16 protein-coding genes, 1 pseudogene and 1 riboswitch are annotated in these 21,714 nt (G+C 52.7%); of the genes and pseudogenes, 10 read left to right on the top strand and 7 right to left on the bottom strand.

What is annotated here, in order from left to right:
• Positions 1–39 precede the first annotated feature (39 nt).
• From ACFSX3_RS13595 to ACFSX3_RS13580, 4 genes are all read left to right on the top strand, one after another.
• Complete coding sequence (locus tag ACFSX3_RS13595) at positions 40–1,662, top strand: helix-turn-helix domain-containing protein (RefSeq protein ID WP_209984823.1); 1,623 nt, start codon at positions 40–42, stop codon at positions 1,660–1,662.
• Positions 1,663–1,689: 27 nt separating this feature from the next.
• The gene (locus ACFSX3_RS13590; RefSeq protein ID WP_209984827.1) at positions 1,690–2,217 is read left to right on the top strand and encodes a phosphotransferase-like protein; all 528 of its coding nucleotides are present in this window, start codon (positions 1,690–1,692) and stop codon (positions 2,215–2,217) included.
• Positions 2,218–2,739: 522 nt separating this feature from the next.
• Positions 2,740–3,735, top strand: coding sequence for a LacI family DNA-binding transcriptional regulator (locus tag ACFSX3_RS13585; protein ID WP_209985173.1), 996 nt, complete (start codon positions 2,740–2,742; stop codon positions 3,733–3,735).
• Between the two features lie 82 nt (positions 3,736–3,817).
• The gene (locus tag ACFSX3_RS13580; RefSeq protein WP_209984830.1) at positions 3,818–6,112 is read left to right on the top strand and encodes an alpha-galactosidase; all 2,295 of its coding nucleotides are present in this window, start codon (positions 3,818–3,820) and stop codon (positions 6,110–6,112) included.
• A gap of 135 nt (positions 6,113–6,247) precedes the next feature.
• Here the strand turns inward: ACFSX3_RS13580 and ACFSX3_RS13575 are convergent, their stop codons facing one another.
• Both ACFSX3_RS13575 and ACFSX3_RS13570 read right to left on the bottom strand, forming a co-directional pair.
• The gene (locus ACFSX3_RS13575) at positions 6,248–7,678 is read right to left on the bottom strand and encodes a flotillin family protein (protein ID WP_209984832.1); all 1,431 of its coding nucleotides are present in this window, start codon (positions 7,676–7,678) and stop codon (positions 6,248–6,250) included.
• 18 nt (positions 7,679–7,696) lie between these two features.
• Positions 7,697–8,251 carry a hypothetical protein gene (locus ACFSX3_RS13570; protein WP_209984835.1) on the bottom strand — a complete coding sequence of 185 codons (555 nt, stop codon included), beginning with the start codon at positions 8,249–8,251 and terminating at the stop codon, positions 7,697–7,699.
• 712 nt (positions 8,252–8,963) lie between these two features.
• A riboswitch (cyclic di-AMP (ydaO/yuaA leader) is annotated at positions 8,964–9,146 on the bottom strand.
• A 582-nt stretch (positions 9,147–9,728) separates the two neighbouring features.
• Between ACFSX3_RS13570 and ACFSX3_RS13565 the strand changes: the two genes are divergently transcribed.
• The 3 genes from ACFSX3_RS13565 to ACFSX3_RS13555 all read left to right on the top strand — a co-directional run bounded on the left by ACFSX3_RS13565 (position 9,729) and on the right by ACFSX3_RS13555 (position 13,575).
• Positions 9,729–10,346 carry a TetR/AcrR family transcriptional regulator gene (locus tag ACFSX3_RS13565; protein WP_209984837.1) on the top strand — a complete coding sequence of 206 codons (618 nt, stop codon included), beginning with the start codon at positions 9,729–9,731 and terminating at the stop codon, positions 10,344–10,346.
• 29 nt (positions 10,347–10,375) lie between these two features.
• Entirely contained in the window at positions 10,376–12,844 is a 2,469-nt protein-coding gene (locus ACFSX3_RS13560) for an MMPL family transporter (RefSeq protein ID WP_209984839.1), read from the top strand.
• Positions 12,845–13,140: 296 nt separating this feature from the next.
• Positions 13,141–13,575, top strand: coding sequence for a GNAT family N-acetyltransferase (locus ACFSX3_RS13555; RefSeq protein WP_209984843.1), 435 nt, complete (start codon positions 13,141–13,143; stop codon positions 13,573–13,575).
• Positions 13,576–13,604: 29 nt separating this feature from the next.
• On the opposite strand, the gene ACFSX3_RS13550 is transcribed toward ACFSX3_RS13555, so the two are convergent.
• A complete protein-coding gene (locus ACFSX3_RS13550; protein ID WP_209984846.1) occupies positions 13,605–14,030 on the bottom strand; it encodes a DUF1877 family protein in 426 nt (141 codons plus the stop codon).
• A 13-nt stretch (positions 14,031–14,043) separates the two neighbouring features.
• Here ACFSX3_RS13550 and ACFSX3_RS33310 point away from each other — a divergent pair.
• A pseudogene (locus ACFSX3_RS33310) lies at positions 14,044–14,321 on the top strand (IS4 family transposase); the annotation flags it as partial.
• A 234-nt stretch (positions 14,322–14,555) separates the two neighbouring features.
• Positions 14,556–15,530 carry a hypothetical protein gene (locus tag ACFSX3_RS13545; protein WP_209984849.1) on the top strand — a complete coding sequence of 325 codons (975 nt, stop codon included), beginning with the start codon at positions 14,556–14,558 and terminating at the stop codon, positions 15,528–15,530.
• Between the two features lie 899 nt (positions 15,531–16,429).
• Here the strand turns inward: ACFSX3_RS13545 and cls are convergent.
• Both cls and ACFSX3_RS13535 read right to left on the bottom strand, forming a co-directional pair.
• A complete protein-coding gene (cls, locus tag ACFSX3_RS13540; protein ID WP_209984852.1) occupies positions 16,430–17,872 on the bottom strand; it encodes a cardiolipin synthase in 1,443 nt (480 codons plus the stop codon).
• 36 nt (positions 17,873–17,908) lie between these two features.
• On the bottom strand, positions 17,909–18,280 hold the full coding sequence (locus ACFSX3_RS13535) for a winged helix-turn-helix transcriptional regulator (protein WP_209984855.1): 372 nt from the start codon (positions 18,278–18,280) through the stop codon (positions 17,909–17,911).
• Positions 18,281–18,449: 169 nt separating this feature from the next.
• Between ACFSX3_RS13535 and ACFSX3_RS13530 the strand changes: the two genes are divergently transcribed.
• Positions 18,450–19,037: an NAD(P)H oxidoreductase gene (locus ACFSX3_RS13530; RefSeq protein WP_209984858.1), complete on the top strand. Its 588-nt coding sequence runs from the start codon at positions 18,450–18,452 to the stop codon at positions 19,035–19,037.
• Between the two features lie 22 nt (positions 19,038–19,059).
• Here the strand turns inward: ACFSX3_RS13530 and ACFSX3_RS13525 are convergent, their stop codons facing one another.
• Together ACFSX3_RS13525 and ACFSX3_RS13520 are read right to left on the bottom strand one after the other, a co-directional pair.
• Positions 19,060–19,941, bottom strand: coding sequence for a PhzF family phenazine biosynthesis protein (locus ACFSX3_RS13525; RefSeq protein ID WP_209984861.1), 882 nt, complete (start codon positions 19,939–19,941; stop codon positions 19,060–19,062).
• A gap of 255 nt (positions 19,942–20,196) precedes the next feature.
• Positions 20,197–21,687 (bottom strand): beta-N-acetylhexosaminidase, encoded by a 1,491-nt coding sequence (locus ACFSX3_RS13520; protein WP_209984864.1) that lies wholly within the window; start codon positions 21,685–21,687, stop codon positions 20,197–20,199.
• Between the last annotated feature and the right edge of the window lie 27 nt (positions 21,688–21,714).

Raw genomic sequence — 21,714 nt, 5'->3', positions numbered from 1 at the left:
CCCCAAAACAATAGCATACTGAGCAAGGATGTGATGAGCTTGATCAAATTATTAATCGCAGATGATGAAGCCCTGGTCTGCATCGGACTCCAGTCCATGCTGAAATGGGAGCACTATAACATTGAGATTGTCGGCATCGCCCATAACGGCGCACAGGAGGAAGAGATGATCGACACCCTCCGCCCGGACATTGTGATCAGCGATATCAAAATGCCGATTAAAAGCGGCCTTGAGGTCGCCGGCTCCGTCCGCCGCAAGTACGGGCGGCTTCCGCTGTTCATCATGCTGACCAGCTACGAGGAATTCCAGTATGCGCGCGGAGCGATTGAGGTCCAGGCCACCGATTACCTGGTGAAGCTGGAGCTAACCCCGGAGGCGTTGGCCGAATCGATCCGCCGGGCCATTAGTATTCTGGAGGAGTACCAGACGATGGAGAGCTATCCGAAGCTGGTCCACCGCGGCAATCTCCAGGCCCAGCGCGATAAATTCTTCATCCGGCTGTTAAGCGGTCTGTTCGAGAACAAGAACCAGTACCTCCTGCAAAAGGAGGATCTGGAGGTGGACCTCTCCGCGCCGGCCTATCTGGTCTGTACCTGCCGCATTCTCGGGCCGGACACCGTCCCGCCGCGTGGGGATAAGCTGGTGGCCTTATGCTCAAGCACTGTACAGATGGCGAAGGATACGCTCTCGTCGCTCAGCGCCTGTTATGTAACCAGTCTGGATCTGCGCAACTTCGCGCTGACCTTGCCTGTGCCGGGCCCGGACCCGCAGCTCTGGATGCCTGACATCCAGAAGCTGCTGGCGGACATGGCTTCCGTGCTGCATAATTACTTCAATGTGACCATTATCGGGGCGATTGGCTTCGCGGCGGAAGATCCTTATCTGCTGCAGGGGAGCTATCTCGCTGCCCGGAAGGCACTGCCCGCCGCTGTGAAGGAGCGCTCCTTCGTCTTCTTCACGGAAGGCGAAGCTCCCCTGCAGGAGCATCTGCTGTTTGATTTCTCGGAATCGCGGCTGGAGATCCGCAGAGCTTTTGAAGAAATGGATACCCGCGCCCTGCACAGCATCATCTCCCGGATGATCGAGATCTTCGACGGACGGGCCGATCTGCTCGTTCCCGCCACCGATGCCGCCTGCAATATTCTGTATATGGCGACCTCCCTGCTCGCGGACGGGGAGAACATGGTGGAGCAGATCTTCGAGCAGGAGCCGGAAGGCTACCGGGCGATCTATCAGATGCATACGATTGAGGAGATTATCAGCTGGCTCGTCCAGTTCCGGGACGGCTGCGTCCGAATGCTCGCCACCCGCAGACAGAGCTATAAGGAGCAGGTGGTGAAGAACGTCCAGGAGTATATCAAAAGAAATCTCGGCACCAAGCTCTCGCTCCATCAGGTGGCGGATGTGTTCAACTTCAGCCCCAACTATCTGAGCCACCTGTTCTCCAAGGTCGCCGGGGTGAACTATGTCGAGTATATCACAGAGACCAAAATCACCGCCGCCAAGGAAATGATGGTCCGCGGCGAAGGCCGGATCTACGAAATCTCCCAGAAGCTCGGCTATGAGAGCGCCTTCTATTTCAGCAAGGTGTTCAAGAAGGTCACCGGGCTCTCTCCCCGGGATTATATGCAGCAGATCGATGGGAATGCGGGAGGAAATTAAACGAAGGACGAAAGGAAGAAAATTCAAATGAACAAAGGGCAAATCGTATTTCTAAACGGAGTGACCAGCTCCGGCAAAACCTCAATAGTTGATGCGATACAGTCGAGATCGCCGGAATTCTTTTATGTGGTAGCCAATGACCTGTTCGAAGAAACAATCGGGGAACGTTACCTGCGTGAAGATTACTGGAAGTATCTTAGTGAAGCTATTATCATGATGTATCATACCGCCAAATTATTCTCGGATCATGGCAAGCATGTGCTGATTGACGGCATCCTGGTGGAGCGGCCGGGCCTCACGCCTCATTATAAGAAGGTGAAGGATATTTTCGCCGGATACCCGCTAACTATGGTAGAAGTATTCTGTCCCCTGGACATCTGCCGCCAGCGCAATTTGGCCCGTGAACACAGAGGCGAAGACCAGTCGGAAGAGCAGCACAAGCTGATGGCACGTGACATCGGTTATGGCTTCAAGGTGAACACGCATGAGAATACTTCTGAAGAGTGCGCGGATCTGATTGTGGGGCATTTATTCGGTGAGCTTGCTGTAGAATGATAGGGATGGGATAACGTAATAATGTGGAAAAGTGGACAGGGCTGCCGGTATAGGCAGCCTTTTTTTATTTGCGTACAAACGGAATAGCGGGCTGTGGCATAGCAATTTCCGAAGAGCAAGGGCCGAACAACAAAGCAAGACTTGCTGTAACCTTGGTCCAGACTCTTCTTAAGCTTAATCGGCATCTGGCGGACTCAGATGACGCTATAATGCGAAAAAACCAACTTTTCTTATGCTTGCGGACTCAGGAGCGCTTATGTTGCCATTTGCAGCTATAAATGAGGAGTAATGGGTTAGTTAACGGCCTCTGAGTCCGCCTAGCCTGCCTAATGGTGTAATTTGGCGCTGATAAGGGCTTTCAGGTCCGCGAGAATGTTGGGGCGAGGCGATACGGCGGTGATCCTGCGTCCAATCCCCTCCCAATGTAAGCGCTCATCAAAATTTGCTTGAAAGAACGCTAAAGGGATGATAGGATAAAGGCGAAGATTTAGTAAATTTATTAACTAAAAAGGCGTGATCAGCTTGGCAACGATTAAAGACATCGCCCGGGAAGCCGGCGTATCAGCCGCAACCGTATCCAGAGTGCTAAATAACGACCTGTCGCTGGCTGTCAGTGAGGAGACACGCAGCCGCGTATTCGCCGTGGCCGGGCAGCTGGGCTACAAGCCCTCACGGGTACGGCAGCTGAAGCGGGAGAATGAGTTGGGCTGCAAGACCGTCTCGCTCCTGCTCTGGTGTTCACCCGAAGAGGAACGGGACGACCCTTATTACGGCTCCATCCGGCGCGGCGTGGAGCTGCGCTGTGAAGAGCTGGGCATCCGGCTGGGCCAGACGCTGCGCGGACACAGCACGCCAGCCCCGCTCCGGCCTGCGGGTGACGGGCTTATCGTAGTCGGCGGCAGCTTCCAGCCGGGAGAGCTTGCGAAGCTGCACCCGGACGGGGGCACCACGGTGCTTGTCGACCATTACTCGGAGCGCACGGAATATGACTCCGTGCGGACGCATTTCCGGCAGGCTGTCGATCAGGCGCTGGGCCATCTGCTGGAGCTCGGTCACCGCGAGATCGCCTTCATCGGAGGCGGCAGCGAGGAGGAGCGCCGCAGGCATCATTACACCCGGATTATGCAGAGCCAGGGCTGCTATGATCCGGCGCTGATCCGCACCGGAAGCTGGACCAGTGCTGACGGCTACCGGATGATGAGTGAGCTGCTGGCAGGGGTAAGGCGGCCTACGGCCTGCTTCGCCGCCAGTGATCCGCTGGCGGTCGGCGCTCTGCGCGCCCTGCATGATCACGGGATACAGGTGCCTGCCGGGATGGCTGTCGTCGGCTTCGATGATATCGAGATGGCGGCCTATGTTCAGCCTCCGCTGACAACGGTCCGCGCCTATCCCGAGCAGATGGGCAAAGCTGCGGTTCAGCTGCTCGCCGAGCGGTTCGAAGGACGCGAAGCCCCTTCGCATTCGATGATCGGCACGAAGCTGATTGTCCGCGAGACCAGCGGCGGAACAATGGATTAACGCAGCCCGGCTGCACAGCAATCTTGATTGCCTTTTCCAAGATATCCGGACCTTATCCCATCACACAAGGAGTGTTAAGATTATGAACATTTATGCAGATGAATCGCAAGGGCTGTTTCACCTTCAGTCCAAAGACACCAGCTATATCATCCAACTGGTAGAGGGTTACCCTGCCCATGTCTACTGGGGCGCACGGCTCCGTCATGATGACAGTCTGGCTGGAGCACTGGAGCTGCGTGAACGCGCCTCCTTCTCACCAACCCCGCTGCCGCAGAAGCCCGCCCTCTCGCTAGATGCCCTGCCTCAGGAGTATCCGCAGTATGGGACGAGTGATTTCCGGCGGCCGGCTTATCAGGTTCAGCTTGCGGACGGCACGCGGATCTCAGAGCTGCAATATGCAGGCTATGTAATCACGCCGGGCAAACCGGCACTGGATGGACTGCCTGCGGTCTATGCAGAGAACGAAGCAGAAGCGCTTACACTTGAACTCACCTTGAAGGATGACTACGCCGGTCTGACGGTCAGACTGCTCTATACGGTATTCGCTGATCATCAGGCGATTACCCGCTCTGTGCGCTTCGAGCATAACGGCGATGCCCCGCTCCGGCTGGAGCAGGCGCTTAGCGCATCGGTGGATTTTGCCGATTCTGCTTATGACACCATGCACCTGAGCGGCGCATGGGCGAGAGAACGCCATGTTCAGCGCCACCCGCTTAACCCCGGAGCCGCGCTGTCCCTGGAGAGCCGGCGCGGATCAAGCAGCCATCAGGTCAACCCGTTCCTTGCGCTGCTGCGCCCGGGTGCAGATGAAGATCAGGGTGACGTCTATGGCTTCAGTCTCGTCTATAGCGGCAGCTTCAGCGCTACGGCCGAGGTGGAGCAGTTCGGACAGACCCGTGTAAGCATCGGAATTAATCCGTTCGACTTCTCCTGGCTGCTGGAGCCGGGCCAATCCTTCCAGACCCCGGAGGCCGTGCTTGTCTATTCCAGCGAAGGCATCGGCGGCATGTCTCGCACCTATCACCGGCTGTACCGGACCCGGCTCTGCCGCGGTGTTCACCGTGATCAGGCCCGGCCGATTCTGGTCAACAACTGGGAGGCGACTTACTTCGATTTCGATGCGGACAAAATCGCAACCATCGCCAAAGCAGCAGGCCCGCTCGGCATTGAGCTATTCGTCCTTGACGACGGCTGGTTCGGCAGACGCGACAAGGATAACAGCTCACTCGGCGACTGGTTCGAGGACCGCCGCAAGCTGCCTGAAGGTCTGGCGGATCTGGCCGGCCGGGTCAACAAGGAAGGCGTACAGTTCGGTCTATGGGTGGAGCCGGAGATGGTCTCGCCGGACAGTGAGCTTTACCGCAAGCACCCGGACTGGTGCCTGCATGCCGAAGGACGCCGCCGCACAGAAGGCCGCAACCAGCTGATCCTGGATCTCTCCCGCCCGGAGGTCTGCGACTATCTGTATGAGACGTTAAGCACGGTCTTTTCCAGTGCCCCGATCCGCTATATCAAGTGGGACATGAACCGCAATATGACCGAGATTGCATCGGTGAAGGCCGCCCCAGAGCGGCAAAAAGAAACCGCCCACCGCTATATGCTCGGCCTGTATAATCTGCTGGAACGCCTGACCTCGCGCTTCCCTGACATTCTGTTCGAGAGCTGCTCCGGCGGCGGCGGCCGGTTTGATCCGGGCATGCTGTTCTATATGCCGCAGACCTGGACCAGCGACAACACCGATGCGGTTGAGCGTCTGGCGATTCAGTACGGCACAAGCATCGTCTATCCGGCCAGCAGCATGGGCGCGCATGTATCTGACGTTCCGAACCATCAGGTGGACCGCATTACCTCCCTCGCTACGCGCGGCGATGTGGCAATGAGCGGTAACTTTGGCTATGAGCTGGACCTCACCAAGTTCACCGAAGCCGAGAAGGACCTGGCCGCCCGGCAGATTGCCCAGTACAAGGAGATCCGCACACTGGTACAGCAAGGGGATATGTACCGTCTGCTGAGTCCGTTCGAGGGCAGCGGTGAGACCGCCTGGATGTTCGTCAGCGAGGACAAGACCGAAGCCTTCGTCGCTTACTTCCGCGTACTTGCGAGACCGAATCCGCCTATCTCACGCCTTACGCTCAAGGGGCTGAACCCGGAGGTTGATTACGTAATCGAGACCGGAGCTGCCGGCAGCAACGAGCATGTCCACGGCGGCGCAGAAGCTTCTGCGGCCGCTGGAGGCGACAGCTCTGCTCCGTTCCAGACGGCCTTCGGCGGCACACCGCTCGGCGGTGACCGCCTGATGCGTATGGGTCTGGTAGTCTCCGACCTGCGCGGAGATTACGCAAGCTGCACTTACCGCCTGAGAGTGGTGCAGCGCTGATCTACAGCTTCAGACATACCACAGGCGTCAGCCTCCTTTTGGAGATTGACGCCTGTTTTTTGTGGAGAGATGCAGTCAGGAAGGCGGCTTGCTGCCGGTTCATTAACTACTTACTACCTGCCTCTCCTCCTACTCCTATTCCTGTTCCTGCTCATGCTCCCGGCCAAGTAACCCGCTAAGCGCCTCTGTGACATTCATGCCGGTCAGCGTCTTGGTCAGCTCAGGCACCTGCGCCATGATTTTGGCGATATCGCCGGTAATTTTGTTCACGCCTGCGGACGCCCCATCCTGGGAGATGACGGTGATCTTATCTACCTTGGCCAGCGGGGAAGCGATTTTCTCAGCCAGCTCGGGCAGGATTTTCAGGAATTCCACGGTTAAGGCGGCTTGGGTGAACTGTTTGTACGCCTCGGCCTTCTTCTGCAGCGCTCCCGCTTCCGCAGCTCCGGCGAGCTGGACGATCTCCGCATTCGCTTTCCCCTTTGCCAGATCAGTCTCCGCTGTTGCCAGTCCACGCTTGGTCGTAGTAGCTGCTTCGGCTTCCGCTTCCAGAATCTTCCGCTGCTTGGCGGCTTCTGCTCTCATGATCGTCGCCTGATTCTCCGCCTCCGCAGGCTTGATCACCGTTGCCTCCAGCTCCCGCTGTTTCAGCTCGACCTCGATCTCCCGGACTGTGCGGTTGGCCTCGGCCTCCATCTGAGTGATTTTCACCTGTTCCGTAACCAGTGACTGCTTGATCTTGTTCTGCTGCAATTCATACGCCAGATCCGCCTGCGCCTTCTTCACCTCGGTCTCCAGCTTGAAATCCGCCTGCTTAATGTTAAGCTCCTTCTCGAACAGGGATTCCTTCGCACGGGCAGCGGTTCCCGCTTCTATGGTCGCCTGATGGGCATTGGCTTTGGCAATGGAGGATTCCTTCTCTGCTTCGGCCTGTTTGATCTGAATGTCGCGTTCGGCTTCAGCCCTGGCAATACTGGCGTCGCGGCGGATGCGCTCAATCTCGGGCACCCCCATATTGTCGATGTACCCTTTGTCGTCGGTAATCTTCTTGATGGTAAAGCTGACCACCTCCAGCCCCATTTTGTCGAGGTCCTCCGAGCAGGTCTCCCGCATCTTGCTGTTGATCTCGTCAGGGGTCTTGAGTATAGATTCTACGGTGAGCTGGCCGATCAGGCCCCGCAGATGACCCTCCACCGAATGCAAAATAATCGTCTCACGGTCCTCTTCCGGCCGGTCAATGAACTGTTCGCTGGCTGTGAGAATAGCGGTTGGATCGCTTTTAATCTTAATCTGGGCGACTGCCTCCAGGTTGAGCTTGATGCCCTGACGGGAGAACATGGCCTGCGCCGGAATAACATCGAAGCTCATCAGCATCATGGAGATGGTTTTATTGTTCTGAAAGCCGGGGATGACGAACGTCCCGCCACCCTGGACCACTCTTTTGCCGCCGAGGCCGTATACGATCATGGCCTGATTGGGCGGAACCTTTTTATACGCGGTCACAATACTGGTTAACGCCAGCAGAATCACTAATACAATAGCTCCGGTTACATATAAAATTAACATTTGCTCCGACACTCCCCGTTAGTTTTGTTCCATTTCCCTCTCGAACAAAGTGACCGCTGCGATCCCCTTATCCGTCTTCACAATAATCACCCGATCGCCCCGCAATAGCGACTGACCGGATTCGGCCCGCACGCCGATGGAGCGCATGGTTCCGTGCAGCACATACTTCATCTCTCCCACGGCCCCATCCGCTGCGGCAATGCTGATATAGCCGAGCTGGCCGGCCGGCTCATAATCGAGTTCACTCATACTGCTGTCATACCGGGTCATCACCCGGGCCAGCACCGTGTAGAGCAGAATGCCCGGCAGCAGGGCGATCAAGGTACAGACCAGCACCACAGCGAGCAGCTGCATCCCGCTGTACTTGACAAGCATATACCCCGTGCCGCCCCAGACGGTGACAAACACCATCAGTGGTAGAATCGGTAGAAAGCCCGGCCCACCGGCATCCCCTCCCCCGACATGCAGGTGGCCCGCCAGGCCGTGCCCATGAATACTACCGCTGAGGATAAGCAGGAGGCCCACCCAGAAGCAGATGATAAATACAGTAGCGATGGTAACCCCTCCTTTCAATGTAATATGGCTATAAGAAAACTGACTGTAGTGGCGATGCGGAAACTGACTATTGTGGTAAATGAAAAGACTAATTCGAATTTAAAATGACTAATTAATGTTGTTATATGATTTAATTGTGCTTCTTTCCGTCACTATTGCCCCTAATTTCCACTTTGAGCTGCTTGGTCAGGTGGGGGCTGAGACGCTACTTGCTTCAGGTGCACTAGTGCTCCTCATTTGCTCGTTTAGCTAACATTGCCGGGAATCAGGTGCACTTGTGCTCTTCATTCGCTCGTTTAGCTAACATTGCCGGGAATCAGGTGCACTAGTGCTCTTCATTCGCTCGTTTAGCTAACATTTCCGGGATTCTGGTGCACTTGTGCTCTTCATTTACTCGTTTAGCTAACATTGCCGGGAATCAGGTGCACTTGTGCTCCTCATTTACTCGTTTAGCCAACTTTCCCGGGAATCAGGTGCACTTGTGCTCTTCATTTGCTCGTTTAGCTAACATTGCCGGGAATCAGGGGCACTTGTGCTCTTCATTTGCTCTCGCACCTGCCTGCTCTTCGCCTCCCAGCAAACTCTCGCCACCATCAGAGGGATATACCCCTCTCATTTCCGCATCCAGCCCACTTTCAGCGCAATCAGTGGGATTATCCCCTTCCTGCACAGCAAAAAGACCACAGCAGCAGCAGGGCTCTCCGTGGTCGGTTAATCGATCATGGCGCTCATCCTCTCTCTTCGAGGCTTACGGGGTTAGCTGACGGATTCGGGCAGCGAGATTGCCCTACCTCACCGGAGCCATAATAGCACACTGGCAAGGATTCACCCCGGGTACTCAGCAGCCAATCCTTAAGCCGCTTGCACCAGTTGGTTCCCCCGTTCCCGTTACGGAATTCAGCCATTTCAAGAACAGTGTCATTTCATTCGGTTGTTGATTGAATCTTACGCCTGCAGCCATTTAATGTAAAACCTCACGGATGACAAAAGAAGTCAAAAATGCTGTCCCTTCACGAATGAAGGCGCATTCTTCAGCTCTGCTCTTATCCGCCCGGGGATTTGCTCGTGCTATCGTCTGTTTACACCAATGTTACTCTTCCTCTCACGTACTACTCACTTACTCACCTATTCTTCTCCTACTCTCCTACTCTCCTACTCTCCTACTCTCCTACTCTCCTATTCTCCTACTCTCCTATTCTCCTACTCTTACTCCCACAGTAACTCTCACTCACTCATTTGCTCACTCATTTACTCAATTGCCTTCCACTAACTTCTCATTATCCTCACAACTATTTCCCACTTCACTCCCTTCCCCACGCCCTCCTAACTTAATCCCCTAAACCTCCATCATCTTCTCCAGCCCACTTCTCCAAATTTAAAACATTCACATTTCCGTCACTCGATGCTCATTGTGCAATCTTTCCCTTTGAGCAATAATAGAACCTATAGATTCTATAGAGCTTATAGATCTTAGGGAAAGGAGGAACGTTGAAATTTGAATTCGAAACTGAATTTGCGGGACAAAAAAAAGGAAGCCACCTCCTACGCCTTAGCCGTAGCGGCCTTCGAGCTTGCGCTTGAGCATGGCATGGACGGCTTCATTGTGGACGATGTTGTTCAGAAGGCCGGGTATTCCCGGCGGACTTTTGCGAATTACTTCTCCTGTAAGGAGGAGGCAGTCGCCGCCTACTTCATCGGCAGTGCCAACAAAGAAGATGATAAGCTCCTGCTTGCCGGGCTTCCGGCAGATGCTACACCGCTGGACGCTCTATACAATCTGCTACAGCTGCAATTTACTTCTGAGTTCCTGCATAAATTGCGGCAGTTCGTATCGCTGGCGAATCAGTACCCGTCCCTGGAGCCTTATATTCTCAGCGTATTCCGTCGTCTGCAGATCGCAGCCCAAGAGGTGCTTGAGCAGTTCTCCCACGGGCGCTATTCCGACGGGTATACCCATCTGCTGGCTGGTGCCGTCTATGGTGCCTTCGTACCTATAGTGGACGGACGGCTCAATGTTATGCTCCCGGGTGAACAGCAGAGCGAAGGCTCCGATGCCATGCCGTTTGACCAATACCTGAATTCCATGTTCGCTTATTTACGCAACGGCTTCTAAATTCACAGATAAAGAGGAGAAACCATTACATGTCTACCTTTCTATACCGCTTAGGTAAATCGGCTTATGCCAAGCCCTGGGCCTTCATTGCAGTCTGGATCATTGTACTCGGAGTTGTAGGCACCCTGATTGGAGTCAATGGCATTCAATCAAGCTCCGAGATGAAAATTGAAGGCACAGAGTCGCAAAAAGTGCTGGATAAGCTGACAAAAGAGCTGCCCGCTGCGGCCGGAGGCCAGGCTAGTATAGCCTTCACGGCTCCGGACGGAGAACGTCTGGATACGCCTGAGCGTACAGCGCTGCTTCTAAAAGCTATTAATGATGTGTACAACATGGAATATGTCATCAATCCTATAGAGCTGGCAGCACAAGCAGCGGCAGCCGCTGGGCAAGCCGCTGCTGATCCTTCCGCTGCTGCTGGTCAAGCCGCTACCGATCCTTCCGCTGCTGCGGGCCAAGCCGCTGCCGATCCTGCCGCTGCTGCGGGCCAAGCCGCCACCGATCCTTCCGCCGCCGCTGGGCAAGCTGCTGCGGGCCAAGCCGCTGCTGATCCTTCCGCCGCCGCTGGTCAAGCTGCCGCCGATCCTGCCGCTGCCGCTCAGGCAGCACCGTTCGGTCCGCTGATCGTTGATGGCGCTCCCGTTCCCGGCGTGATGCTGTCGGCTAACGGCAGTATTGCCCTATTCCAGTTCCAGTTCACGGTTCAACAGACATCTCTGCCATCGGAGGTGCCGGATAATATCATCGATACCGTAACTGAGGTTGAACAGTCCGGTTCAGGCATTACCGCGATTCCAAGCGACTCGCTCAAAAGCATGCCGGCCATCGGCTCCACGGAAGCTATCGGCGTGGCCGTTGCTGCCATCGTATTGTTCCTGACGCTCGGCTCGGTTGTAGCCGCAGGCCTGCCGCTGTTGACCGCGCTTCTCGGAGTCGGCATCAGCGTCGGAGGTGCCTTTGCCCTCGGCAGCCTGATCCAGATGAACGATATTACACCGGTTCTTGCCGTGATGATCGGTCTCGCGGTAGGGATCGACTACTCGCTCTTCATTGTGAACCGGCAGCGCCGTCTGATCCTGGATGAGAAATTAAGCGCAGCAGAAGCAGCAAGCCGGGCACTCGGCACCGCCGGCAGCGCGGTATTCTTCGCCGGTCTGACCGTAATTATCGCCCTGTGCGGCATGCTCGTCATTGGCATCGGCTTCTTATCGACAATGGCACTGGTGGCTGCGGCCAGTGTTCTCATCAATGTATTGCTGGCATTGTCCCTGCTGCCTGCGCTGCTCGGCCTGGTCGGTGAACGGATCGTAACCGCCAAAGCCCGGACCAAGCACAGCACAGCCGCCAAAAAATCCCAGCACAGCTTCTCTCACCGCTGGGCAAATGCTACGGTGAAATATCGCTGGGCCATCATTATACTCGTGGTGCTGGTTCTGGGCACAGCCGCAATCCCGGTGACCAAGATGGAGCTGGGTATTCCATCCGGCGCCTCGGCGAACCTGGATACTCCGGCCCGCCAGAGCTATGATGTCATCTCCAAAGGGTTCGGCGAAGGCTTCAACGGCCCGCTCCTGCTCGTAGCAGAGCCGAAGAATCCGACTGATACCCTCTCGATGCAGGTCGTAGGCAAGCTGGTGCAGGAACTGCAAATGCATGATAACGTTGCACTCGTGTCCCCGTTGGGCTTGAATCCCACCGGCAAGCTCGCCATTATCAGCCTGATTCCGAAGACAGGGCCCACAGATACCGCAACCAGAGACCTTGTACAGGAGCTGCGCGATCCAGCGTCCAGCCTGACCACCGGCAACAATATTAATCTTGGCGTGACCGGCTTCACGGCCATCAATATTGATATGTCCTCGAAGCTGTCCGATGCCTTCCCTGTGTACATCGGGATCATCGTTATCCTGTCGCTGATCATACTGCTGCTGGTGTTCCGGTCGATTATCGTACCTATCAAAGCAACCGTCGGCTTCGTGTTAAGTATTATTGCCACCTTCGGCGTAACCACCGCCGTCTATCAATGGGGCTGGCTGCATTCGCTGTTCGGCTTCGATACCGGCGGACCGCTGCTGAGCTTCATGCCGATCCTGGTCACCGGTATTCTGTACGGACTCGCTATGGATTATCAGGTCTTCCTCGTCAGCTCGATGCGTGAAGCTTATGTCCACGGCCGCCATGGCAAGGAGAGTGTTATTCACGGCTATGATCTGGCCAGCCGGGTCGTACTGGCCGCAGGTGTGATCATGGTATCCGTCTTCGCCGGCTTCATCTTCGCCCCGGATGCGATGATTAAGCAGATCGGCTTCGCCCTGGCCTTCGGTATCCTGATCGATGCCTTCATCATCCGGATGACGCTCGTTCCGGCCGTCATGGCCGTCTTCGGCGACAAAGCCTGGTGGCTGCCGAAATGGCTGGACCGCCTGCTGCCGAATCTCGATGTCGAAGGCGATAAGCTGATCGCCAAGCTGAATGCTGAGAGCGGACAAAACAAGTAGAAACGGCTTTGCCGTCCTAGTAAGGACGGTACCGTTTCAGCGAGAAATAGAAGGATAAATTATCGTGTAAAACATATAAATTCTTCTATTTGCACTAAAATCGCCACACAAAGTGGAGACCTGACTTCGATGAATACTCAGGTACTTTGCGGGACCCCAAGACCTGTACATCTCCCCGGAATAACGGACGGCACTCCAGCCGTTGTCCCGGTACAAATAGAGCCTGCGGCATCGTCCGCAGGCTCTATTTTGATATAATGACTATAATTGAATTCAGATACTAAGGAGGCATACTCATGAACATCATAGAACTGGATCTTGCTCAGAATCAGCAGGAAATCTCCAGACTGCTGGAGGAACACAGCCGCCGCATGGACAGCAGCATTCCGCCTTATCAGCGTGAGGTACTCTCCCTCGCCGCTTACGAGAACGGCATCTTCGTTGGCGGCATTACCGGGGAACTGGTCTGGAATATCCTGAACGTGCACTTGCTGGCCGTTGACCCCGGATACAGGGGGCATGGACTCGGCAAGACCCTACTGGAAGAGCTGGAGCACAGAGCCTCACAATGCGGCTGTAAGGTTAGCGAATTAACCACCATGAGCTGGCAGGCACCGCATTTTTATCAGAAGCAGGGGTATGAGATCTTCGGTGAAATCAAGGATTGTCCGAATGAAGGCCAGACGAAATATTATCTCCAGAAACAACTGAAGCCCGGTTCCCCCTCCTAAGGAGGTCCCGGCGCTTCGCGCTATTCCGTTCAAACTACACTGAAAATAACATGCTTCCCCGCAGCCGCTGCCCTCCTGTAAAAGTCCAAAAGTCCGGTAAACTCACTTGTCACCTGCTGCCTCAGCGCCTCTTCAACGTCACCAGTCTCCAGCTTCTCCAAGTCCACCTGCTGCATCGCCGCAATAATGTCCTCCAGTTCATCCTGCTCCGTGCAGGCGAAGAACCCGTCCTCCTCTTCCAGCTCAAACACATGGACGCCGACAACAGCTTCACTTAACGGGTCCCCTTCAACAGGTTCACTGGCCGAGACTCCGGTTAGCGTGAGATGCAGCTCCTCCCACAGCTTGTCAATATCGTAGTATTCACTCCCGCCTTCAATCAGCTTCTCCAGCGTATCCATCATCTCCGCCCCGTCCATCTCCATCATCCGTTCCAGCGTATACTCATCCACCATGACATATTGACCCTTGGTGCAACGCGTACGAATTACGCTACTTGAAGTGTTTCAAAGCCTTCCTGCCTCGAATGAAAAAGACATTAAAGGCTCGATTATTGTACAAAAGGCTTGTGAGTTACCCGTAAAGTTTGTCTTTGTCCGCAACCGTAGTCAAAAACGTGAATGGGAGGATTATTTTTCCACTTTACCGATGAAATCAGCAACTTGGAAAACCAGTCTGCGCTTCAGCAGCTCATAAGTTTATTTCTCGAAATGTCCCAAGCGAAAACAAAGAAAAACAAAACAACTGACTCAGACAGCAAGTGGTAGTACATCAGCAAGCGTAGGCATTTCAAAACTCACATACGCAAATGTTTCTGTTTATATGATGTATCCCGAAGCTGTTTTCACTCACGCTGGTGGGATACTAAATGTAACTGGAACAGCGACAAAACAATAATAATCTGAATAATTATTATATAAAGAGCTATGTCAGAACGAATTTTCTGACATAGCTACTTTATCTAACGAAGGATGAATGCTTTGAGTAGAAAAATTTTACTAGTCGCTTTAACCTTTATATTTATGCTCTTTACTTTTGCCTGTAGTTCTACAAGTCGTGATAATGGACTCGTTGAATCACTCCAAGAAACTTATTTTGAAAATGATCAAGTAGCCGGATTTTTAAACACATTTACAAATCAAATTGATATTACTACGACATACTATTCTTTTGAAATCAATCAGTTTTTTGGAAGTTTAATAAAGATAGATGAAGAAAAACTCAAGTTAATAGTGTTGTCTAAAATCTTAAACATGACAGAAGAAAAAAATCTTAGTAGGTCACTCGCAGAAGAAAAAAACACGATTTCTCTTGCAGAAGAGTTAAAGGTTCAATTTGATAGTGATTTAAAAAATAAAATTAATAATTCCTTGGAAGAGCATTTAAAAAACGAATTAAAGCAAACTCCTGAATCTGATCAAACAACGATAAATATTAATCATCAATATAAACTACAAATTCACTACAATTACTTATTCATTAATAAGATATTAAATATGAAAATATCTACACCTGTTATGAATCTTATTAAAGATAATTTAATAAAAGTTGAAAATAATTTAACTCAAATAGAGCAAAAAAGTATGAAAGCCATCTATTATACTTATTTTATAAAAAAATGGTTGGAGATACCGATAAATGAGAAAGATATAATTGAAAAGCTCAATCAGTTAAAACTTGCTGACGGCAGTTATCTCTTTCTACCAGTTGAAGAGCAGAAAAAAATAGAAATAAATGGAAGCGAATATGGAGATATTTTATCTACAAGTTTAGCAAATGAAGTATTGAAAGATATCAATGGAATTAATAATTCTAAGAACAAAGAGAAAACGCTAGAATATATAGATAACTATCTTAAAAAAAATAATAAGTCCAATTACGAGAACTCTACTCTATATATTAATGATTTGTATGAAGTTGTTCATTTAGCGAAGATAATGGCATATAATGAATAATATAAAAAACTTAATCGCTGAGACGGAGTGAAAACTTTGGAAATAATGTGGCCCAATCTCATATTATCTTTAATTATTTTAGGGATATTGGTGTTTTCAATCGTTAAAGCTGTCGGTGCATTATTAAGAAAGTTTAAGTTAAAAAATAATAAATAAATAGAGTCTGAAATATGAAGTGATCTTTCCTGGTATTTCACCGGAAGATCGCTTCCCTCTTTTTAAATCAATATGTAATAATCTTAATATTTGTGGCTGTAACCTCCTCCTCATGCCTGCCAGTCCCGAAATCCTCTCCTTCCTCATGAATTTCTTTCGAATGCCCGTTGAAGAAATCCAGCACAAGTAGATTCCACAATTTTGTTGCTTCAATTGACTCAGGACAAAGCGATTATCGTCGTTTCATACTTTGCCCAGTTGCGTATCTACTGCTTTGAAATGATCGCTGATTAAAATCCGGCAACTGTGCCCTATGAAAATAGAGTTGCTGCTATACTGTAGGTAAGATCTACAGCCGCTACATCATAACCATTTGTTTCCAGATTGTCTGTAAGCGAGGTATGCAGCAAACTGGAGGTACCGAGACCAGAATTGATCAGGATCAACGGATAAGATCTTCTGAGCGCAGTCAGTCGGCATTAGGAATAGCCTTCGTATGAATGTAACAGTAATAATCAAGGGAGAATGATGGGATTCCCAAGGATCCGGCAAAAGCTTCCCTCTGCTTACTGCTCTTGCCTGCGGCCGGATACCAGACATAAACCATCACAGCTCTCGTGAATTCCCCGGGTCAGGTTTCAGAGGTTCAGGCATCTGCTCTCGGTGAGATGAAAAGTCTGCATTCAAACCATAGTTCATATACCCTCCCTCAATAAAATACAGCTGCCCACGCTCCACTCTCCTTACAGAATAGGCGACAGCAGCCGGGAAATCCCCTCTTTCAGCTTGATCACCAGCGAGCGCTGCGCATAACGTTTGGCGGTCAGCTCCGAGCACAGCCTGACATCATTCAGGAAAATGTCCTGGAGCTGCTCGGCAATCGCCCGGTCATACACAATGGCATTGACCTCGAAGTTCAGCCGGAAGCTGCGCGAATCGATGTTCATCGTCCCGACAGAGGCAACCTCCCCGTCTGCGACAATCGTTTTGGCGTGCAGGAAGCCGTTCTCGTAGAGCAGGATTTTGGCCCCGTAATTCAGCAGATCTCCGGCATACGCCCAGGTGGCCCAGTACACGAACGGATGGTCAGGCTTGCTCGGGATCATGATCTGCAGATCTACTCCGGAGAGCAGGGCGATTTTGCAGGCATCCATGAAGCTTGTGTCCGGTATGAAGTAAGGGGTCTGGATATACACGCTCTCCTTGGCTGACAAAATCAGCTTAATATACATGTTCTTAAGATGCTCCGTCGCCGAATTGGGGCCGCTGGTAATGATCTGGACGGGGCTTGTCCCTGTGTGCTGCTCCATGTTGAAGACGAATTCCCCGTAATCCCCGCGCTCATGACTCCCGGCCTGATGCCAGTCGAGGATGAATCTGCCCTGGATATGGCTGACTGCGTTTCCGGTGATCCGGAGATGAGTGTCCCGCCAGTAGCCGAACTTCGGAACCTGCCCGAGATATTCATCCCCCACATTGAAGCCGCCGATATAGGCGATGCTTCCGTCAATAATACACAGCTTGCGGTGATTTCTGTTGTTGATCCGGAAGTTCAGCGGCTTCAGCAGAGACGGGAAGAACACCTCGACCTCTCCCCCGGCCGCACGCAGCTCCTTGAAGAAATGCCGTGAAATCCGCTTCGAGCCGACTTCATCATATAACAGCCGCACCTTCACGCCTTCACGCGCCTTCAGGATCAGCTCGTCCCTCAGCTTCGTGCCGAGCTGGTCCGGCTGAATGATGTAATACTGAATGTTGATCTCTGCGCGGGCAGAGCGGATATCCTCGAATAACGCGGCGAACTTCTGGTGGCCGTCACTGTAAATGACAATCTCATTATCGCTGGATAACAGGCCGTGCGATGAACGGATATTCATGTTAATCAGCTGGGCATAGTTCTGCATCAGCTGCGACCTGTCGTCCACCCCTTCCGCGAAGGCCGCCAGCTGCTTGTCCGCTTCAGCCTGGACATATTCCTGCTCTTCGATGAAGAGCTTGTAGAAATTCTTCTTTTTGAGATTGCGCCCGAAAAAGATATACAAAACAAATCCCAGAATCGGGATGAAAAACAGCACCATCAGCCAAGCCCAGGTATACCCCGCCTCCCTGCGCTCAATGAACAGAAAGCCCAGTGCCAGAACGATGTTAATGAGGGTGACGACTGTGGTTAGACTTGCAAACTCCATGCTCTTACCCCTTTCCTCTCTGTCTCTCTCTGCTGCCTAAAAGTCCTCCAGCACCTTGGACCTGTCGCCATGAATCCTGTCCAGGTGTTCCTCTCCCCAGTAGCATAACAGATCCAGCGCGGGCTTCAGCCCCCAGCCGTAGGCCGTCAGCTCATACTCCACTCTAGGTGGAATCTCCTGGTAGATGGTCCGCGAGATAATCTCATCGCTCTCCAGGCCTCTTAACTGGGCGGTCAGCACCTTCTGGGTTAAGCCGGGGATGAGCCGCAGCAGCTCGGAGGTGCGCTTCTGTCCGGTCATAAGATGGTAGATAATTAACGGCTTCCACTTGCCGCCCATCACTTCCAGCGCCGCCTCTACGCCTACTTTGTACTTTTTGGGAACGCTATCGCCATTCTGTTCAGTCATTGCTTCTGCCTCCATTATGTAGGGTACCTCAAAGTTCCTATGGAACATACACCTTCCTATAGAACAGCAAAGTGCGTACTTCCAGATTATTTTATTCCTGTTTATAATAGCATCAGCCACGGAACATGGCTACAAACCTGCTGTTAAGAAAGGTAGTGAAGATACAAGCATGAGCGTATTAATCGTCGTATCGCACCCAAGACAAGATTCCCTGACCTTCCAGGTCGCCCGCCGTTTCGCAGAGGGACTTACCGCAGCCGGACACGGCTATGAGATATTGGATTTGCATGGAATTGGCTTTGACCCTGTTCTGCAGGGGAGGGAGGAACTCAATATGACCGCAGGTGAACAGGAACAGCCCTATTCTCCTGAATTAGAGCGGGAAATGGAGCGGTTGCGGCAGCATGACGGCCTGGCATTTGTTTTTCCGCTGTGGTGGTGGCATCTGCCGGCCATGCTGAAGGGGTATATCGACCGGGTGCTGAACAACAGGGTTGCCTACGGCACAAGTAACCTGCATGGTTATCGTGCCCTGTGGCTGGCTCTGGCAGGCGTATCGGAGGAGCAGATGAAGAAACGTAATTATGATGAGGCCACCACTCGTCTGCTGAACGTGGGAATTGCCGATTACTGCGGAATCACAGACTCCAAGGTTGAATTCTTTTACGAGACCCTGGATTCGCCGCCCGCGCATTATGAAGCACTGCTTGAACAGGCCTATCAGGCGGGATTACATTATGGCAAGGGGGAGAACTGACACATCACAGGAATGAGGGAAATCACAGCATCACATCAAATTCATTCACATAAACCGCGTTGCCAGTCACTTCTATTGTGTTGCCATTGTCTGACACGGACACCCTGACTCTGCCGTCCCTGCCGATCTCAAGGCCCTGCTCAATTAGCAGCTCCAAGGAGGGGGCTTGTCCGCCGATGTACCTGGAATAATAAGCCCCCATCACCCCGGAGGCGGTGCCAGTGACCGGATCCTCGGTGGTCCCGGAGAACGGGGAGGAGAAATGGCGGGCGTGCATATGTGCCTCAGGATCATACGTCTGTTGACAGAACGGGTGAACGGACGAGCGGGGCATCTCCTTCAGCACCTCAGGGAACCGTTTGTTGTCCGGCACCATCCGTGTGAAGGCATCAAGGCTAGCAATTGGGACCAGTAAGGTCCATGTTCCAGTGCTGCCGTACATGGTCGGCAGGGTCTGATCAATATCACCGGGCTCAAGGCCGATCAAGCGGGCCAGGTCTTCAAGTGATCCGTTGAAGGGTTGGAACTGCGGGCTGGCCTGCCTCATCGTCATATAGAGTCCGCCGCTCTCTTCAGTGAAACGGACCGGGAGAATCCCTGCCTTAGTCTCGATGGTCAACTCACTGGCGTCTCCCAGCAGCCCCTTTGTCTTCATGGCATATAACAACGCCATGGTCCCGTGGCCGCAGAGATTAATCTCATGCCCTGGGGTAAAATAGCGGATTTTGAGATCCGCCAGGTTGGATTTTAACGGAAACGCCGTCTCATTGAAACCAACCTTCGCTGCAATGTCCTGCATTTGCTCCTCCGAGAGTGCTCCGCCGTCCAGGACAACCCCTGCCGGATTCCCTTTGTTTGTAATGCTGCTGAACGCATCATAATGATAGACTTTGATATTCTGCACACCTGCACCGCCTGTCTTTTTTGAGTAATATGATAGCATAAATGTATATAAAATGAATTTAAGATATTTAGGCATTATGATATGTTCGGTTTTCCGCATACATTCGGTCCTTGGACGCTGCGTGTGCCCAATGTGTTCGGTTTTTGGCATTCACACAAAAAAACAGCAACGGACCTCCACCTAAAGAGGAAGGTATCCGTTGCTGCAATTATAGAAAGCTATACAATTTGTCTACTCTGCTGTCTATTCAGCCATTTACTCAGCCGCATTTCGCTTCCCCAACCAAGCCAGCTCCGCCATTGCCCGCAGCGGGCCGCGCAGGGCTGACGCCACTTCCGCTTCCGTCTGCGCCTCCGGCTTGTCACTCCAGATGGAGAAGGTGGTGCCGATGAGTTCGCGCGGATACACTCCAGTATACTCCTGCTTGGCTTCCCCGGTACGGGCTGGGAACAGGCCGGGATGCCAGGAGGCGCGGATTTTCTCGCCTGTCGGATACGTGTAGCCCGCATGTTCGCCCAGCACGTAATACAAGTAGCCATCGTTGTAGTTAACCACCTGATGTCCCTTGGTTAGAATGTCTTCCACCGGGGCCATCATCGGGTGCCACTTCGTCCAATACGTGATTTGAATCGATGGCTTAGGCGCGACCCGCTGGGTCAGATCCGCACGGTACAGACCATCATTCCAGGCACGGACGGTCCAGCCCTTCGACTCCAGATGCTCAGCAACCTCGTTAAGGTAATCAATATAAGTGTCCACGCCCGTGCCGCCGCTGATGTTCAGGACATTCCGGGCATACTCCGCGAGCTGTGGATACTTATCGAACTCCGCGAAGTTGATGAATTCATCCCCGCCAATATGAAAATAGCGGCTGCCGGCAAATAACTCGGCGTATTCGTCAATCAAATCCAGCACGAACCGGCGGGCAGCCGGATTCGTAATATCCAGCGCCCCCGGAGCCGGAGTTCCCGATGCATCCTTAAGCAACCACTCGGGATGAGTGCGGAGCGCCTGTCCCAGATGCCCCGGTGAATCCAGTGAAGGGATAATGTCGATATGATACCGCCGGGCGGCATGGATAATGGCTGCCATCTCCTGTTTGGTTAGAGCTTGCTCCGACACTACCTCGGGATGGCTCTCACTCATCAAGCGGAAGCCTTCGTTCTCCGAGAAATGAAGCTGCAGCGTATTGAGCCGGAGCTGAGACATCTCTCTGATTCTGTCCAAGATCCAATCTTCGGTATAGAATTTACGGCCGATGTCGATATGCAGCGCCCGTTCCGCCACTGCGGGAGAATCGCTCATGGTTCCGCAAGGCACGAAGCCGTCTGCCGCCAGCCTCTGCAGCAGCATCCGCAATCCATACATCACCGCCCGTTCACTTGACGCGGTAATCTTCGCATAACGTCCGATGTCAATGACGTAAGCTTCCTGGCTGTCCAAGTGGCCCGCTGCTTCAAGCTCCATGAGCTCAATGACGATATCTCCTGAAGCGGCTGACTCACACTGTCCATAGAGAACAGCCATAAGCTGATCCGCTGGCGTCAGACTGCCAATGAATTCCGTGAGAACAATGAAGAGGGTGTCATTCAGAACCCTGTTATCCTCTGATCTGGCATTGTCTGCAATCCGAACCCTGGACTCTGCAGACAGACGCCATGGCTCCCCGGATGCCGCCGATATATGCTGCTGCACAACTGTGAGCGGGCCGTTATTCGAGGAGTACTTATCTAATGGTTTATCCATATTATCCCACCTCTTCCCCTTCGCCTG

It is taken from the genome of Paenibacillus rhizoplanae (genome assembly GCF_042684125.1).
Classification (GTDB): domain Bacteria; phylum Bacillota; class Bacilli; order Paenibacillales; family Paenibacillaceae; genus Paenibacillus_AQ; species Paenibacillus_AQ rhizoplanae.
This window is presented reverse-complemented; position numbering and strand designations above follow the sequence as displayed.